The 15,198-nt window shown below is 64.8% G+C and carries 14 protein-coding genes; 11 read left to right on the top strand and 3 right to left on the bottom strand.

The annotated features are described in order from the left end of the window. Positions 1-48: 48 nt before the first annotated feature. From XH92_RS31660 to XH92_RS31650, 3 genes are all read left to right on the top strand, one after another. The gene (locus XH92_RS31660; RefSeq protein ID WP_194455635.1) at positions 49-1,050 is read left to right on the top strand and encodes a TRAP transporter substrate-binding protein; all 1,002 of its coding nucleotides are present in this window, start codon (positions 49-51) and stop codon (positions 1,048-1,050) included. Between the two features lie 145 nt (positions 1,051-1,195). Then, complete coding sequence (locus tag XH92_RS31655) at positions 1,196-1,780, top strand: TRAP transporter small permease (protein ID WP_194455634.1); 585 nt, start codon at positions 1,196-1,198, stop codon at positions 1,778-1,780. Continuing rightward, positions 1,777-3,117, top strand: a complete 1,341-nt coding sequence (locus tag XH92_RS31650; RefSeq protein WP_194455633.1) for a TRAP transporter large permease — start codon at positions 1,777-1,779, stop codon at positions 3,115-3,117. The genes XH92_RS31655 and XH92_RS31650 overlap by 4 nt, the downstream gene beginning before the upstream one ends. A gap of 6 nt (positions 3,118-3,123) precedes the next feature. Here XH92_RS31650 and XH92_RS31645 read toward each other — a convergent pair whose 3' ends face one another. Further along, positions 3,124-3,915 carry an enoyl-CoA hydratase/isomerase family protein gene (locus tag XH92_RS31645; protein ID WP_194455632.1) on the bottom strand — a complete coding sequence of 264 codons (792 nt, stop codon included), beginning with the start codon at positions 3,913-3,915 and terminating at the stop codon, positions 3,124-3,126. A gap of 261 nt (positions 3,916-4,176) precedes the next feature. On the opposite strand from XH92_RS31645, the gene XH92_RS31640 reads away from it, so the two are divergent. After that, on the top strand, positions 4,177-5,400 hold the full coding sequence (locus XH92_RS31640) for an NAD(P)/FAD-dependent oxidoreductase (RefSeq protein ID WP_194455631.1): 1,224 nt from the start codon (positions 4,177-4,179) through the stop codon (positions 5,398-5,400). Between the two features lie 118 nt (positions 5,401-5,518). Here the strand turns inward: XH92_RS31640 and XH92_RS31635 are convergent, their stop codons facing one another. Further along, entirely contained in the window at positions 5,519-6,460 is a 942-nt protein-coding gene (locus tag XH92_RS31635) for a ribokinase (RefSeq protein WP_194455630.1), read from the bottom strand. A 15-nt stretch (positions 6,461-6,475) separates the two neighbouring features. Beyond that, on the bottom strand, positions 6,476-7,369 hold the full coding sequence (locus XH92_RS31630) for a sugar kinase (protein WP_194455629.1): 894 nt from the start codon (positions 7,367-7,369) through the stop codon (positions 6,476-6,478). A gap of 222 nt (positions 7,370-7,591) precedes the next feature. Between XH92_RS31630 and XH92_RS31625 the strand changes: the two genes are divergently transcribed. From XH92_RS31625 to XH92_RS31595, 7 genes are all read left to right on the top strand, one after another. Next, positions 7,592-8,446 (top strand): VOC family protein, encoded by an 855-nt coding sequence (locus tag XH92_RS31625; RefSeq protein ID WP_194455628.1) that lies wholly within the window; start codon positions 7,592-7,594, stop codon positions 8,444-8,446. Between the two features lie 393 nt (positions 8,447-8,839). Beyond that, positions 8,840-9,496 carry a TetR/AcrR family transcriptional regulator gene (locus XH92_RS31620; RefSeq protein WP_246787763.1) on the top strand — a complete coding sequence of 219 codons (657 nt, stop codon included), beginning with the start codon at positions 8,840-8,842 and terminating at the stop codon, positions 9,494-9,496. Positions 9,497-9,735: 239 nt separating this feature from the next. Then, positions 9,736-10,545, top strand: coding sequence for an ABC transporter permease (locus XH92_RS31615; protein WP_194455626.1), 810 nt, complete (start codon positions 9,736-9,738; stop codon positions 10,543-10,545). 62 nt (positions 10,546-10,607) lie between these two features. Next, positions 10,608-11,606: an ABC transporter substrate-binding protein gene (locus XH92_RS31610; protein WP_194455625.1), complete on the top strand. Its 999-nt coding sequence runs from the start codon at positions 10,608-10,610 to the stop codon at positions 11,604-11,606. A 166-nt stretch (positions 11,607-11,772) separates the two neighbouring features. Then, positions 11,773-12,621, top strand: coding sequence for an ABC transporter ATP-binding protein (locus tag XH92_RS31605; protein WP_194455624.1), 849 nt, complete (start codon positions 11,773-11,775; stop codon positions 12,619-12,621). A 14-nt stretch (positions 12,622-12,635) separates the two neighbouring features. Continuing rightward, positions 12,636-14,042, top strand: coding sequence for a hypothetical protein (locus XH92_RS31600; RefSeq protein ID WP_194455623.1), 1,407 nt, complete (start codon positions 12,636-12,638; stop codon positions 14,040-14,042). After that, on the top strand, positions 14,039-15,190 hold the full coding sequence (locus XH92_RS31595; protein WP_194455622.1) for a Gfo/Idh/MocA family protein: 1,152 nt from the start codon (positions 14,039-14,041) through the stop codon (positions 15,188-15,190). The genes XH92_RS31600 and XH92_RS31595 overlap by 4 nt, the downstream gene beginning before the upstream one ends. Positions 15,191-15,198: the final 8 nt, after the last annotated feature.

The raw sequence follows: 15,198 nt of genomic DNA, 5'->3' as shown, positions 1-15,198 counted from the left end.
GGACTGGTGGGATGATCGCGTCAATTAAAAAACAGGGGGAACGTCGCGATGGGCTATTCAGCCAGGATCGTCGGGATCGCCATGACCGCAGCAGCGTTGCTGCTGCCCGCGAGCGCCGGCGCGCAGGAGGTCAAGCACTTCCGCTTCGCCTACGACCAGCCGCGCAACACCGGCTATTCGGTTGCCGGCGATCTCTTTTCCGAAAAGCTCAAGGAATTGAGCAAGGGCACGTTGATCGTCGATCAATATCCCGGCGCGCAACTCGGCCAGGAGCCGCAACTGCTGCAGCTCGTCAAATCAGGCGATATCGAGTTCGCGATCATCTCCTCCGCCAACACTGCGACGATCTCGCCGCAGGCCGGTGTGATGTCGCTGCATTTCCTGTTCCGCAACGACGCCCATGTGATCAAGGCGCTGGCGGACCCGCAGGTGTTCGACGCGATCAAGACCATGATCGATGAGACCACGCAGGGCTTGCATGTGATCGGCACCGGCTCGCAAGGCGTGCGCCACATCTACAGCAAGCGGGAAATCCACAACGTCGGCGACCTCAAGGGCATGAAGGTCCGGGTGCAGGCGACCGCGACCGAGGACACCATGTTCCCGGCCTATGGCGCGCAGACCGTGCATATGCCGTTCGGCAGCGTCTACACCTCGCTGCAAACCGGCGTGGTCGACGCCGCCGAGAACAGCATCAACGTCTATCTCGTCAACAAGCACTACGAGGTCGCGCCGGTGCTGTCGATCACCGAGCACGAGGCCAACAACGCCCTGCTGTTCGTCTCCGATAAGCTCTGGCAGAGCCTGTCCGCCGAGCAGAAGCAGTGGGTGCAGGCCGCCGCCAACGAGGTCAGTGCCAAGGAGCCGCAGAAGGCCTTCGAGTTGGAGCGCACAGCGCTAACCAAGCTGAAGTCGTTCGGCGTCAAGGTTGTCGAGGACGTGGACAAGAAGAGTTTCACCGCGATCGCCGATCCCTATCTCGACAAGCTCGCCAAGGAACTCGGTCCGCACGCGGAGAAGATCAAGAACCTGATCCGCGCGGTCAACTAAGGGCAATTCATGTCGTCCCGGCGAAAGCCGGGACCCATACGCCGCGGCTTCTCAGTGGTGCAATCCGGTGGCCACCTTTCCTTGCAAACAACTCAGGCCGGTGGTTATGGGTCCCGGCCGTCGCCGGGACGACGGAGTTTGAGCCATGGCCATGGCCGACAGACTGGTGCTGCAACGGCAGCGGCATCTGAAATGGCAGGCACTGGATCGGCTCGAGCTGATCCTGATGATGCTGTGCGGCCTGTTGTGTTTCGGCTTCTCGCTCTCGGTCACCGCCGACATCGTCACCCGCACCATCGGTCATCCCTGGCTGTGGCTGCAGGAGGTGACCTCGACGCTGTTCATCTACGCAATCTTCATCGGCGCCGCGGTTGCGACCAGGCGCAACGACCATCTCTATCTCACCGCGCTCTCGGAGGCGATGCACGGCAGGGCGCGGCTGGTCGTCGAGATTATCATCCGACTGGTGGTGCTGGGCGTTGCCTTCTGCCTCGTCTGGTACGGCTATCAAAATTACCTCCGCGGCTTCGGCAGTTTCCGCCTGCCGTCGGGCACACCGATCGCGTCGCTCTATGCGGTGATTCCACTGTCCGGCATCCTGATCGGCCTGTTCACGATCGAGCAGCTCGTCAACGGCATCCGCCACGGCTTTGATCATCCGGAGCCGCCGGACGAGGGGCTTGCGATTCCGGTGATCAACACCGGCGCGACCACGGGAGTGCAGCCGTGAGCGCACCGGTCGTGCTCGTGCTGATGTCGTCCTGCTTCCTGTTCTTCGGTTATCTCGGAGTGCCCGTGCCGTTCTCGCTGATGGCCGGCGTGTTCATCGGCGCGGCGCTGTCGGATGTATCGCTCGCAGCGATCATCCAGAAGATATTCGATGGCGTCGATTCCGAGGCGCTGCTTGCGATCCCGTTCTTCCTCCTGGTCGGCGAGCTCATGAGCTCGGCGAATGTCGTGGTCCGCATCGCCAATTTGTCGGTCTCGCTGGTCGGGCATATCAGGGGCGGGCTGTCGCAGGTCGTCGTCGTCTTCAGCATGTTCTTCTCGGAGATGTCGGGCTCGACCACCGCCGATGTCGCGGTCATGAGCCGGGCGCTCGGCGGGCCGATGCGGCGCGAAGGCTACGAGCCGGCCTTCATCGCCGCGATCATCGCCTCGGCCTCGACGATCGCGGCGCTGGTGCCGCCGAGCATCACGGCCGTGGTCTATGGTGCGGTCGGCAACGTTTCGATCGCCGGCCTGTTCATGGCCGGCGTGGTGCCCGGCCTGATGATCGGCTTCGGGCTGATGATCTATTGCTATTTCTTCGGTCCATCAGGCCTGCGCAAGCCGCGCGCGCCGCTGCGCCAGGTCGTTTTCGCCGCCGGCGACGCCGCGCTGCCGCTGATGATCCCGGTGATCCTGCTCGGCGGCATCCTGACCGGCTGGTTCACGCCGACCGAGGCCGGCGTGGTCGCGGTCGCCTACATCATCCTCGTGGTGATCCCGGCGCTGAACCGCGGGCACCTGAAGAAGATCCCGTATGATTTTTGTCTCGCCGGCCTGATATTCTCGCTACCGCTGATCACGATCGGGGCGGCGAATGCATTCGGCTGGATGCTGGCCTATCTGCGCGGCGCGATCTACATCGCCGACTGGATCACCTCGATCGCCGGCAACGATCCGCACCTCATCATGCTCCTGATGGTGCTGCTGTTCACCGTGGTCGGCGACTTCATCGAGCCGGTGCCGACCATCATCATCTTCATGCCGCTGGTCAACGCGCTGACCCAGGCCGGCGACATCAACGGCGTGCATATGGGCGTGGTGCTGATCGCGACGCTGGCCTTCGGCCTGATCACGCCGCCCTACGGGCTGGTGCTGCTGATGGCCTCGAAATTCGTCGGCATCAGCTTTGCAAAAGCGCTGCGAGCGGCGCTGCCGATCTACGTCGTGTTCCTGGTCACGATCTGCTTCACGATCTATTTCCCGAAGGTCGTGCTGTGGCTGCCCAAGCAGGTGATCCCGGAATCGGTCGGCTGCTTCAAGGCACCCGGCGGCACCGGATACATCTGCCCGAATTAGCCACCCCTATTTCGACTTGCTGGTGAACTTCTTCACGGCGACGCGGAAATCCTCGGTGTGCATCGAGATGATGATCTTGTGTTCCTCGGCATCGAGCTGCTGCCTGGTCGGCGTGGTGGCAGCCTGATAGACCAGTGATTTGGTTGCCGCGATCGCGGCGGGCGGATTCTTTGCCAGGCGCTCGGCGAGCTGTCGGGTGGCCGCCTTCAACTCCGTCGCCGGGACGGTCTTGACGACCAGTCCCCATTCATAGGCCTGCTGCGCCGTGAAGCCGTCCTCGGCCAGGAATATCTGCAGCGCGCGGCGGGTGCCGACCGTGCCGACGATGCCGACCGTGCTGCCGCCGTCCGGCGACACGCCGATCTTGGCATAGGCCGGCGTGAAGCGGGCATCCTCCGCGGCGATACACAGGTCGGTGACGAAGGCGAGGCCCATGCCGGCGCCGGCCGCCGAACCATGCACGCTGGACAGCACGATCTTCGGCATCCGCCGCACCGTCTCGATGAAGGCGTGGTAGTGATGCAGCATCTCGCTGACCACGGGGGTGACATTGTTGGCTTCGGCGGCGGCACCGATGGTCTGCAGATCGCCGCCGGCGCAGAAGGCGCGGCCTTCGCCTTCGATGACCAGCACGCGAACGTCCTTGCTGGCCTCGACCTCGGCGCTGAGCTGTTCGAGCTTCTTGGCGATCGTCAGGTCGATCGCATTGAACGCGGCCGGCCGGTTCAGCGTGATGGTGGCGATGGCGCCGTCGATGCGGAGCAGAGCGGGGTCGTTGGGAGAGACGGGTGCTGGCATTTTGAAGACCTTGGGCTTGTTAGTTCCGGACATTTAAGGCCCTGGCGGGAGCCGTGGCAATCCGGCCCGGCGTCGGGGACCGGCGTTTGTTAGGTCCAGAATCGCCCCGGACCCCCCTTGCATCGGCGCGAGCCATGGGGCCAAATGGCCCGCGCCTTCGGTACGCAGACACGAGCGCTGTGGAGACGGGGCAAGCAAGCTAACATCGACAAGAGGAAACGGCATGGGTCACTCCTGCTCGCGCGTATTTGGGTTGTTCCGATGACAGGCTCGGTCATCATCGTCGGGGCCGGACATGCCGGCTTCCAGCTCGCGGCGTCGCTGCGCCAGGCCGGCTTTTCTGAGCGCATAGCCCTGATCAATGACGAAGGCCATCTGCCGTATCAGCGGCCACCGCTGTCGAAGGCCTATCTGAAGGGGACCGGCGGGCCCGAGACCCTGATGTTCCGGCCCGACAAGTTCTACCAGGACAACAAGATCGAGCTGATCACCGATCGCGCTCATGCGGTCGACCGCAATGCGCGGAAGGTGGCGCTCGCGTCCGGCGCGTCGCTCGATTACGGCCATCTGGTGTTCGCGACCGGCGCGCGGAACCGGCTGCTCGATATTCCCAACGCCAAGCTCGACGCAGTCCGCTACCTGCGCATCCTGGATGAGAGCCAGGCGCTGCGCGATCTGATCGCGCCTGGCATGCGCGTCGTGGTGATCGGCGCAGGCTTCATCGGACTCGAATTCGCCGCCACAGCGCGGGCCAAGGGCCTCGAGGTCGACGTGGTCGAGCTCGCCTCGCGCGTGATGGCGCGCGCAGTGACCGCGGAGATCTCCGAATTCTCGCAGTCGCGGCATGGCGCGGCCGGCATCCGGATTCATCTCGGCGTGCAGGTCACGGCGATCGAGGCCGATGGCGCCAAGGTCACCGGCGTCAGCCTGAGCAACGGGACGCACATCCCGGCCGATCTCGTCGTGGTCGGCGTCGGCGTGCTGCCGAACGTCGAGCTTGCCGCGGAGGCCGGCCTGCCGGTCGCATCCGGCATCATCGTCGACGAGCATCTTCTGACCGCCGATCCGAATGTGTCAGCGATCGGCGATTGCGCGCTCTACACCAGCAAGCGTTTTGGCGGATCGCTGCGGCTGGAGTCGGTGCAGAACGCGACCGACCATGCGCGCTGCGTGGCGTCGCGGCTGACCGGCAAGTCCGAGGTCTATGACGGGCTGCCGTGGTTCTGGAGCGACCAGGGCCCCGACAAGCTGCAGATGGCGGGGCTCACCACCGGCTACGACCGCGTCGTGGTGCGCGGCGACCGCGGGGCGGGCGCGTTCTCGGCGTTCTGCTATCGCGGTGACAAACTGCTCGGCATCGAGTCGGTCAATCGCGCGGGTGACCATATGTTCGGCCGCCGTCTGCTCGGCGCAGGCGGTTCGATCACGCCGGAGCAGGCGGCGGATGCGAGTTTTGATTTAAAGAGTGCGCTGGCGCAAATGTAAGCAAGCGTCGTCCCGGCCGAGTGCGCGATTGCGCACGGAGCCGGGACCCATAATCCGCGGCTGTGGTTGGCGGAGATGAACGCAGTCACGCACGCGTGCCCCAAACTGTATCCGGTGGTTATGGGTCCCGGCCTTCGCCGGGACGACGTGTGGAGAGAACGGCCTTCACCTCTTCAGCCGTCGGCATGGACGGTGCGGCACCCATTCGCTGGACGCAGATCGACGCAGCAATGTTGGCGTATGACATCGCGGCCTGGATCGGCTGTCCGTCCGCGAGCAGCGCCGCGACGGCTCCGACAAAGCAGTCTCCAGCGCCGGTGCTATCGACGGCTTTGACGGCTCGCCCCTGATCGACGTGCATGTTGCCATTGATGAGGGCCACAATGCCGCGTTTGCCCAGCGTTACGCAGATGATCTGATCCTCGCGGACCTGCAGTGACCGCGCGGCCTCCATGAATGTCTCGTATCCGTCTTCGTCCTTGAGCTCGCGCCCGGTCAGCAGGCCGAGCTCCGTCTCGTTGAGGATCAGGACATCGACCAGATCGAGCAATGCCTTGTCGGCGCGTTTCGCCGGCGCCGGGTTGAGGATCGTGGTGGCGCCGGCGGCGCGGGCTCGGCCGAAGAACGCCGCGATCGTCGGCAGCGGGATCTCGAACTGGCTGACGGCGACGTCACCCCTGGCAAGCACAGGGGCTGCGACATCATCGGCATCGACCAGCCCGTTGGCGCCCGGCACGACGACGATGGTGTTGTCGGCATAGGCAAGCGTGATGATCGCGGTGCCCGAATGCGTGCCGTCCGTGGTCTTGACGAAGGAGAGATCGACGCCTTGCGCGGCAAGGAATGCTCTCAGCTCCTTGCCAAACGCGTCCATGCCGATCCGACCGATGAGCGTGGTCGGCGTGCCAAGCTTTGCCGATGCCACCGCCTGGTTGGCGCCCTTGCCGCCGGGAAAATACAGCACGGCCTCGCCGGCCACGGTCTCGCCGACCTTCGGATGGCGCTCGGCGGTCGCCACCACGTCCATGTTGATGCTGCCGGCGACGAAGACGCGCCCCATGCCCAGTTACCCTTGTCAGACCATGGCGCCAAACTCCTGCCTGACCGCGGCGATGTCGGCGAGCGTCGGCAGGCCGGCCTCGTTGCCGAGCTTCTGGATCTTGAAGGTCGACGCCGCGCGCGCGAACTCGAAATGCTCATGCCAGGCTTTGCCGGGATTCGCGAGGTAGGAATAGATGTAGGCGCCGTGGAAGACGTCGCCGGCGCCGTTGGTGTCGATCACCCGCTTGCGCGGGATCGGAAACGCCGGCAGCGTTTGCACCGTGCCCGCCTCGTCGTACCAGAGCAGGCCGCGCTCACCCATGGTGACGCCGCCGACCTTGCAGCCGCGGCCCTTGAGATAGTCGAGCATCTGCTCCGGCGTCTTGTCCATCTGCTCGCATAGCCGCTCGGCGACGATCGCAACGTCGATGAATGCGAGCAGTTCGTGGGTGTTGGTGCGCAGGCCGCCGCCGTCGAGTGAGGTCATGATGCCGTCCTCGCGGCACAGCTTCGCATAATGGATCGCGGCGTCCGGCTGGTGGCCGTCGATGTGCAGCGCGCGGCAGCCCTTGATGTTCAGCAGCGGAAAAGGGTGGATGTGCTGGTCGTCGCGGCAGCGGACGATGGCGCGCTTGCCGTCATTGGGCATGATGAAGGACAACGAGGAGGAGTTGACCTTGCGGGGATGGAACGAGATTCCATACCGGTCGGCCATGTCCCAGAACATCCGTCCCAGCCAGTCATTGGCCATGGTGGCGATCAGGTCCGGCTCGACACCGAGCTTGGCGCAGCAGAACGCCGCGGTCACCGCGTTGCCGCCGAACGACACGGCATAGGCGTCCGCAACGTGTTTCTCGTCGCCAACTGGCATGTGATCCGTGATGAAGGTGACGTCGATATAGGTCTGTCCAATGAAGAGGGCCTGCATTCGCTTCCTGTCGTCGCTTGGTGTGGTCCCGGCCGAACGTGAGACTAGCACCGCTGATCGGCCGATATCGCTGAAATTATTCGCAACCCTGCTTGGTTTACAGGTAGAGATGATGGAGGTGCCACCCCGTTCTGGTATGCGGCATAACGGCCCGCGGCGGGCTGCGGTTCCGGGATTCGCAAGGAGCAGTGCAATGACGGCAGATTCGGGGAGGCCGACGCCATGATTACCGGTCTCGATCACGTCGTCGTCCTCACCGGCGACATCACGGCCGCCAGTGCCGCCTACGAGACGCTGTTCGCGCGGGCGCCGGCCTGGCGCAACAGCGGCGACGGCGCCGATCGCGTGCTGTTCACGCTCGACAACACGACGCTGGAATTGATGGCGCCGCGCGGCGATGACGAGGCCGCCCAGCGCGTCCGCAGTGCGCTCGTCACGCAAGGCGAGGGGCTCGCGAGCCTCTGCTTCCGCACCAGCGATATCGTAAGGACACACCGCAGGCTCGAGCGGCTGACGCTGAAGCCCGAGCCCGTCGCCGAGGTCGAGAGCCGCGACGAGACCAGCGGCGCCACGCTGTCGTGGAAGCGGACGCGCGCGGCGACCGATGCGACGCGCGGCGTGCGCATGTTCTTCCTGGAGCGGGAGCAGGAGCGGCCGCTGTCGGTGCGCACCACGCCCGCCTCGATCACCGCGATGGATCATGTGGTGGTCTCGACCGCCGACCCGGAACGCGCCGCCGCGCTCTATGGCGCGCGGCTCGGGCTCGACATGGCGCTCGACCGCTCGCATCCCGAGTGGGGCCGGCTGATGTTCTTCCGCTGCGGCGACCTCGTGGTCGAGGTCACGCACCGGCCGGCCAAGGAAAGCGGCAAGGCGGAGGCGCCGGACCGGCTGCGCGGCATCTGCTGGCGCGTCGCCGAGATCGATGCCACGCGCGCGCGGCTGGTTGCCGCCGGCGTCGACGTCTCGGAGATTCGCACCGGACGCAAGCCCGGCACGCGCGTGATGACGGTGCGCAACGGCACCTGCGGTGTGCCGACGCTCCTGGTGCAGCCCTCGCAGGGAAAGCCAGACTAGGCCGCGTCTCATCCGCGCGTCGTCACGGCAGCGTGCGCGGCGGGCAAATGAGTGCTCATTTCCTCCGTCATTCCGGGGCTCGCGAAGCGAGAACCCGGAATCCATCAGGCAACACGTTCCGTGGATGAATGCCGTGGATGAATGGATTCCGGGTTCGTGCCGAGCCTGTCATCGGGCGCGTTCGCGCGACCCGGTGGCACGCCCTCAGGTGCGCAATTGCGCACCGGGGAATGACGAAGCGGGCCGCTGCGAGAAATATTCCCGCATGGCCGTCACGACAACATTCGTTCTCAAACGCCGCGCGTCATGCTACATTCATCTATTCAGCATCACCGGGCGGTCGAGTTGGCGAAGGCAAAGCGAGTACAGAGATGGCAGCGCGACCCCCAGGGGATGCGGCTGCGGATTCTCGAGGCGGCCAAGCAGGAATTCGCCGCCCATGGCCTCGCGGGCGCGCGGGTCGACCGCATCGCGGCCAATGCCGACGCCAACAAGCGCATGCTGTACTACCATGTCGGCAACAAGGAGGATCTCTATCTCGAGGTGCTGGAAGGCGCCTACGAGAAGATCCGCGCCGAGGAGCGCACGCTCGATCTCGAGCATCTCGACCCGCCCGAGGCGATCGGGCGCCTGATCGACTTCACGTGGAACTATTTTCTGCGCAACCCCGAGTTCCTGGCACTGCTGAACACGGAGAACCTCGCCAAGGCAAAGCATCTGAAGCGCTCGACCAAGGTGAAGTCGATGCATTCGCCCTTTGTCGAGATGATCCGCACCGTGGTGACGCGCGGGGTCGAGAGCGGCGATTTCCGCGACGCGGTCGATCCGGTGCAGCTCTATATCTCGATTGCGGGGCTGGCATTCTTCTATCTCTCCAACAGCGCCACGCTGAGCGTGATCTTCGGCCGCGACCTGCTCAAGAAGGACGCCCGCGACGAGCGCCTCGAGCACATGACCGCGCTGGTATTGGCGGCGCTGACCGGCAAATCCACCGCGGCGTTCGGTAGCGCGATGCCGGTGCTGCGCACGGCGGAACACCGGGTGGTGTGAGGTCCGGCGGCCGCGTAGCCCGGATGAAGCGAAGCGTAATCCGGGGAGTAGCATCTGCGGATGATGTGGTCCCGGATTGCACTCCGCTTCATCCGGGCTACGCATCCCTCATCGATAAAAATCTCGCCTGACGAAAGTCGCGTGCTTCGGCGCGATTTTGTCGCGCGCGAGGGGCTGGACAGTATTTATCCAACGGGTTAATTTCTGGACCAACAACAGGGACTGCAAGGGAGCGTGACGTGGCGGAGGCGAAGAGCCCTTCGGGCGTGTCGAAGGTGCTGAATGCGGCGTGGGTGCGTCCGTTCCTGTTCCTGGTGGTCATCGTGGTGGCCTGGGACCTTTCGATCCACCTGTTCCACATCCCGGCCTATCAGATCCCGTCGCCCGGCGACGTCGTCGCGGTGCTGTGGAGCGACTGGCCGGAGCTGCTGCGGCAGTCCTGGCCGACCACCTATGCGACGATCTGCGGCTTCCTGCTCTCGGCGCTGTTCGGTATTCCCGTCGCCATGCTGATCGCGGGCTCGAAGACGGTTGAGAGCTACGTCTATCCGCTGCTGGTGTTCTCCCAATCGGTGCCGAAGATCGCGATCGCGCCGCTGTTCGTGGTGTGGTTCGGCTTCGGCATCATCCCCAAGGTGATCTCCGCGTTCCTGCTCGGCTTCTTCCCCGTGGTGGTCTCGGCGGTGCAGGGCTTCAGGGCGGTCGATCCCGACATGGTTGACCTGGCGCGCGCGATGCAGGGCAGCCGCTTCAAGGTGTTCTGCGCGGTCAACCTGCCGCATGCGATGCCGGCGATCTTCTCCGGCCTGAAAGTCTCGGTGACGCTCGCCGTGGTCGGCGCCGTGGTCGGCGAGTTCGTCGGGTCCAATTCCGGCATCGGCTATGTGATGCAGCGCTCGATCGGGACTTTCGACCTGCCGACGATGTTCGCCGCGCTGGTGATCCTGGCGCTGCTCGGCGTCATTCTGTTCTGGGTCGTCGACCGCATCGAGCGGCTGGTGATCCCCTGGCACGTCAGCCAGCGCGACGACATCAGCTTCGCGTCCTAGCGTAGCAACCGGACAAACGGCCCACACAACAAGGACCGCGGTACAATAAAGGGAGAACAACCATGAAGCGTTTGATTGCGGTCGCCGGCGCCGCACTGGCCTGGACCGCGCTTGCCGTGGCGCCAGCCGCCGCGGCCGACAAGGTCGTGCTGATGCTGAACTGGTACGTCTATGGCGAGCACGCGCCGTTCTATTACGGCAAGGCCAAGGGCATCTATGCCGCCGAGGGCATCGACCTCGAGATCCAGGAGGGCCGCGGCTCGGCTGCCACCACGCAGGCGGCGGCCGCCAAGACCGCCGATTTCGGCTATGTCGACGTGCCGACGATGATGCGTGCGGCGGTGAAGGGCGCGCCAGTGATTGCCACCGGCGTGCTGCTGCAGACCAGTCCGATGTCGGCGATGGGCTTCGTCGACAAGAACATCAGGAAGCCGGAAGACATCAAGGGCAAGACGGTCGCGATCACGCCGGCGGACTCGATGACGCAGATCTGGCCGCTGTTCCTGAAGAAGACCGGCCTCAAGGAAAGCGACTTCCAGACCGTCGCCGGCGATGGCCAGACCAAGCTCAACGCCGTGATCAACGGCCAGGCGGATTTGCTGCTCGGCTACGTCATGGACCAGTCGATGAAGATCAAGGACGCGACGGCTAAGGACGTCTATCCGATCAAGTTCGCCGACTACGGCATCAACATGGTGTCGTCCGGCATCATCGCGAACTCCGATTATGTGAAGGCCAATGCCGACCTAGTGCGCCGCTTCATGTCGGCGACCACCAAGGCGGTGGAAGCCGCGGAGAAGGAGCCGAAGGCGGCGGCGCAGTCGATCCTCGACGCCAACCCGAAGGGCGGCAAGATCGACACGCTGACGCAAGGCTTCGAGCTGACGATCCCGCTCTATCGCACGGCGGAAACCAAGGCCAAGCGGCCGTTCCAGGTCACCGACCAGAACATGACCGAGTCGGTCAATCTGATGGTCGAATATGGCGGCCTCGACGCCAAGGCCAAAGCCAATCCGAAGGCGTTCTACACCAACGACTATCTGCCGAAGGGGGATTCGTGAGCCACACTCAACTGTCGTCACTGCCGAGAGCGCTGTTGCGCACGGAGCAGGGACCCAAAAGCCCCGGCGTTAGTTGTTGCGGAAGGTCCCTCCCCGTGTGCCCGAATGAGAGGACACGGCGTATGGGTCCCTGCTTTCGCAGGGACGACGGGTGGAGAGGGCTGTGATGATCCCTGCAACCAAACCAGCCGACGTCAGTCAGCCCGCCGCGCATCTGCGCCTGGTGTCGGACCGCGCGGCCGGCGCGACGCCGGGCATCAAGCTGTCCGGCGTATCGAAGACCTACCGCTCGCGCGACGGCGACGTGCCGTCGCTGCGGTCGCTCGACTTCACCATCAATGACGGCGAGTTCTTTGTCGTGGTCGGGCCGTCCGGCTGCGGCAAGTCCACGCTGCTCAAGATGATCTCGGGCCTGTTGCCGCCGACATCAGGCGAGGTGCTGGTCGACGGCGAGCCGGTGACGAAGCCGCACGGCAATGTCGGCATCGTTTTCCAGAACGCGCTGCTGCTGCCCTGGCGCAATATCCTCTCCAACGTGATGCTGCCGATCGACATGAAGGGCCTGCCACGCGACAAATATCTCGCCCGCGCCAAGAATCTGCTGAAGCTGGTCGGGCTCGAGGGTTTTGAGAAGAAGCTGCCCTGGCAACTCTCCGGCGGCATGCAGCAGCGGGCCTCGATCTGCCGCGCGCTGGTGCACGATCCCAAGATCATGCTGATGGACGAGCCGTTCGGCGCGCTCGACGCCATGACGCGCGAGCGGATGAATGTCGAGCTGATGCGGATTCAGCGCGAGACCGGCAAGACCGTGCTCCTGATCACCCATTCGATCCCGGAAGCCGTATTCCTCGCCGACCGCGTGCTGGTGATGACCGAGCGCCCCGGCGCCATCGCCGCGATCTACGACGTGCCGATGCCGCGGCCGCGCTCGCTCGAGACGATGTCCGATCCCGTCTTCACCGAACTGGTGCAGCGGATCCGCAAGCATTTCTTCACGCAGGGGTCGCTGGATTAACACCCGAGCTGTCAATGCCGCTTCGCCTCAAGGTCAACGATATCGCCTTCTTCGAACGGCCGCTGGTGTTCGCCCGGCCGTTCCGTTTCGGCGCGGTGACGATCACCGCGTCGACGCAGTTGTTCGTGCGGGCCGAGATCGAGGTGGAGGGCAAGGGCCGGGCGACCGGCGCCAGCGCCGAGATGCTGGCGCCGAAATGGTTCGACAAGCGGCCGCATCTGACGGAGGCGCAGTCGCTCGACGGCCTGCGCCGCTCGCTCGTCGTTGCACGCGAGCTCTATCTGGCGAGTGGGGGCTTTGACACCGCATTCAGCCTGCACGCCGCGTGCATCGGTCCGCAGGTCGCGGCCTGCGCTGCGGAGGACATTCCACCGCTTGCCGCGAGCTTCGGCCCGGCCGAGATCGACAAGGCGATCCTGGATGCGTTGCTGCGCGCGGCCGGCATCAACTTCTTCGACGGCATGGCCGGGAATGTCGCCGGCATCGATGCGCGGTTGACGCCGGATATCGACGAGGCTGCCATCGCGCGGTTCCTGTCGTCGCGCCGGCGGCTCGATCGTGTCGCGGTCAGGCACACGGTCGGGATGGACGACAAGGTTGAAGGCGAGGGCGGCGTCGCCGATCCCAACGAGAACGCCGGTGCACGCTACTTCAAGCTCAAGCTGAACGGCGATCCCGCCCATGACGCCGCGCGGCTGGCGCGGATCGGCGGAGAGCTTGCAAAACTGCCTTACGCCACGAAGATCACGCTCGACGCCAACGAGCAATATGCCGACCTTGCGGCGCTGAGCGCGCTGGTCGATCGGCTCGATCACGACGCGGCGCTCGAGCCGATCGCGGCGAACCTGCTCTATATCGAACAGCCGATGCCGCGCGATATCACGAAGGCTTCGCCGCTCGGGGGGCTGGCCGCGCGCAGTTTCATCATCGACGAGGCCGACGATTCCTACGATGCGTTCCCGCAGGCGCGGGCGCTCGGCTATCGCGGCATCTCCTCGAAATCGTGCAAGGGCATCTACAAGTCGGTCATCAACGCCACCCGTGCGGCGGCGTGGAGTACGGATGGTGGCCGGTATTTCATCAGCGGCGAGGACCTGACCTGCCAGGCCGGGCTCGGCGTGCAGCAGGACCTTGCGCTCGGGGCGCTGATCGGCGTTACCCATGCCGAGCGCAACGGACATCATTACGTCGACGGCTTTGCCGACACCCCGGCCGACGAGGCCGACGCCTTTCTCACCGCGCATCTCGATCTCTACACGCGCGCCGGCGGCAAGGTCCGCCTTGCGATCCATGACGGCGATCTCCTGACCGGATCGATCGCCACAGCATCAGGCTTTGCCAGTTCGATCCATCCGGACTGGTCCACCATGCAGCCGCTCAAGCGGCCCACACCACGCGTTTCGCAGGAGCAGACAGTATGACGACCAAACGCCTCGGCCTGATCATGAACGGCGTCACCGGCCGGATGGGGCTCAACCAGCATCTGATCCGCTCGATCGTTGCGATCCGCGAGCAGGGCGGCGTGCAGCTCGCCAACGGCGATCGCATCATGCCTGACCCGATCCTGGTCGGCCGCGATGCCGAGAAGGTGGGCGCCCTGGCAAAGCGCTACAACATCGAGCGCCACGCCACCGATCTCGATCGTGCGCTCGCCGACAAGGGCGACACCGTGTTCTTCGACGCCGCCACCACGCAGGCGCGGCCCTCGCTGTTGACCAAGGCGATCAATGCCGGCAAACACGTCTATTGCGAGAAGCCGATCGCAACGAACCTCGAGGAAGCGGTTGCGGTCGTGAAGCTCGCCAACGCCAAGGGCCTCAAGCACGGCACGGTGCAGGACAAGCTGTTCCTGCCCGGCCTGAAGAAGCTCGCCTTCCTGCGCGACTCCGGCTTCTTCGGCCGCATGCTCTCGGTGCGCGGCGAATTCGGCTATTGGGTGTTCGAGGGCGGATGGCAGGAAGCGCAGCGGCCGTCGTGGAACTACCGCGCCGAGGACGGCGGCGGCATCATCCTCGACATGGTCTGCCACTGGCGCTACGTGCTCGACAACCTCTTCGGCGAGGTCGAAAGCGTGGTCTGCATCGGGACGACCGATATCCCCGAACGCTATGACGAGAAGGGCAAGAAGTACCAGGCGACCGCCGACGATTCCGCTTACGCCACCTTCAAGCTGAAGGGCGGCGTGATCGCCCATATCAACATGAGCTGGGTGACGCGGGTCTACCGCGACGACCTCGTCACCTTCCAGGTCGACGGCACCCACGGCTCGGCTGTGGCGGGGCTCACCGACTGCGTGATCCAGGCGCGCCAGGCGACGCCGCGGCCGGTGTGGAATCCGGACGAGAAGCGGCTGCACGATTTCTATGCCGACTGGCAGAAGCTGCCTGAGAATGTCGTCTACGACAACGGCTTCAAGGAGCAGTGGGAGATGTTCATCCGCCATGTCTGCGAGGATGCACCCTACAAGTACACCCTGCTCGAAGGCGCCAAGGGCGTGCAGCTCGCCGAATGCGCGCTGAAGAGCTGGAAGGAGCGGCGCTGGATCGACGTCGCCCCGATCGTGGTCTGAGAAAGGAC

The organism is Bradyrhizobium sp. CCBAU 53421, assembly GCF_015291625.1.
Taxonomy (GTDB): Bacteria; Pseudomonadota; Alphaproteobacteria; order Rhizobiales; family Xanthobacteraceae; genus Bradyrhizobium.
This window is presented reverse-complemented; position numbering and strand designations above follow the sequence as displayed.

Coding starts and splice junctions, on each gene's coding strand:
- XH92_RS31660 (WP_194455635.1), top strand. CDS start 49: ATGGGCTATTCAGCCAGGATCGTCGGGATCGCCATGACCGCAGCAGCG.
- XH92_RS31645 (WP_194455632.1), bottom strand. CDS start 3,915: ATGCCAGCACCCGTCTCTCCCAACGACCCCGCTCTGCTCCGCATCGAC.
- XH92_RS31620 (WP_246787763.1), top strand. CDS start 8,840: ATGCGGCTGCGGATTCTCGAGGCGGCCAAGCAGGAATTCGCCGCCCAT.
- XH92_RS31625 (WP_194455628.1), top strand. CDS start 7,592: ATGATTACCGGTCTCGATCACGTCGTCGTCCTCACCGGCGACATCACG.
- XH92_RS31640 (WP_194455631.1), top strand. CDS start 4,177: ATGACAGGCTCGGTCATCATCGTCGGGGCCGGACATGCCGGCTTCCAG.
- XH92_RS31610 (WP_194455625.1), top strand. CDS start 10,608: ATGAAGCGTTTGATTGCGGTCGCCGGCGCCGCACTGGCCTGGACCGCG.
- XH92_RS31635 (WP_194455630.1), bottom strand. CDS start 6,460: ATGGGGCGCGTCTTCGTCGCCGGCAGCATCAACATGGACGTGGTGGCG.
- XH92_RS31600 (WP_194455623.1), top strand. CDS start 12,636: ATGCCGCTTCGCCTCAAGGTCAACGATATCGCCTTCTTCGAACGGCCG.
- XH92_RS31630 (WP_194455629.1), bottom strand. CDS start 7,369: ATGCAGGCCCTCTTCATTGGACAGACCTATATCGACGTCACCTTCATC.
- XH92_RS31595 (WP_194455622.1), top strand. CDS start 14,039: ATGACGACCAAACGCCTCGGCCTGATCATGAACGGCGTCACCGGCCGG.
- XH92_RS31605 (WP_194455624.1), top strand. CDS start 11,773: ATGATCCCTGCAACCAAACCAGCCGACGTCAGTCAGCCCGCCGCGCAT.
- XH92_RS31655 (WP_194455634.1), top strand. CDS start 1,196: ATGGCCATGGCCGACAGACTGGTGCTGCAACGGCAGCGGCATCTGAAA.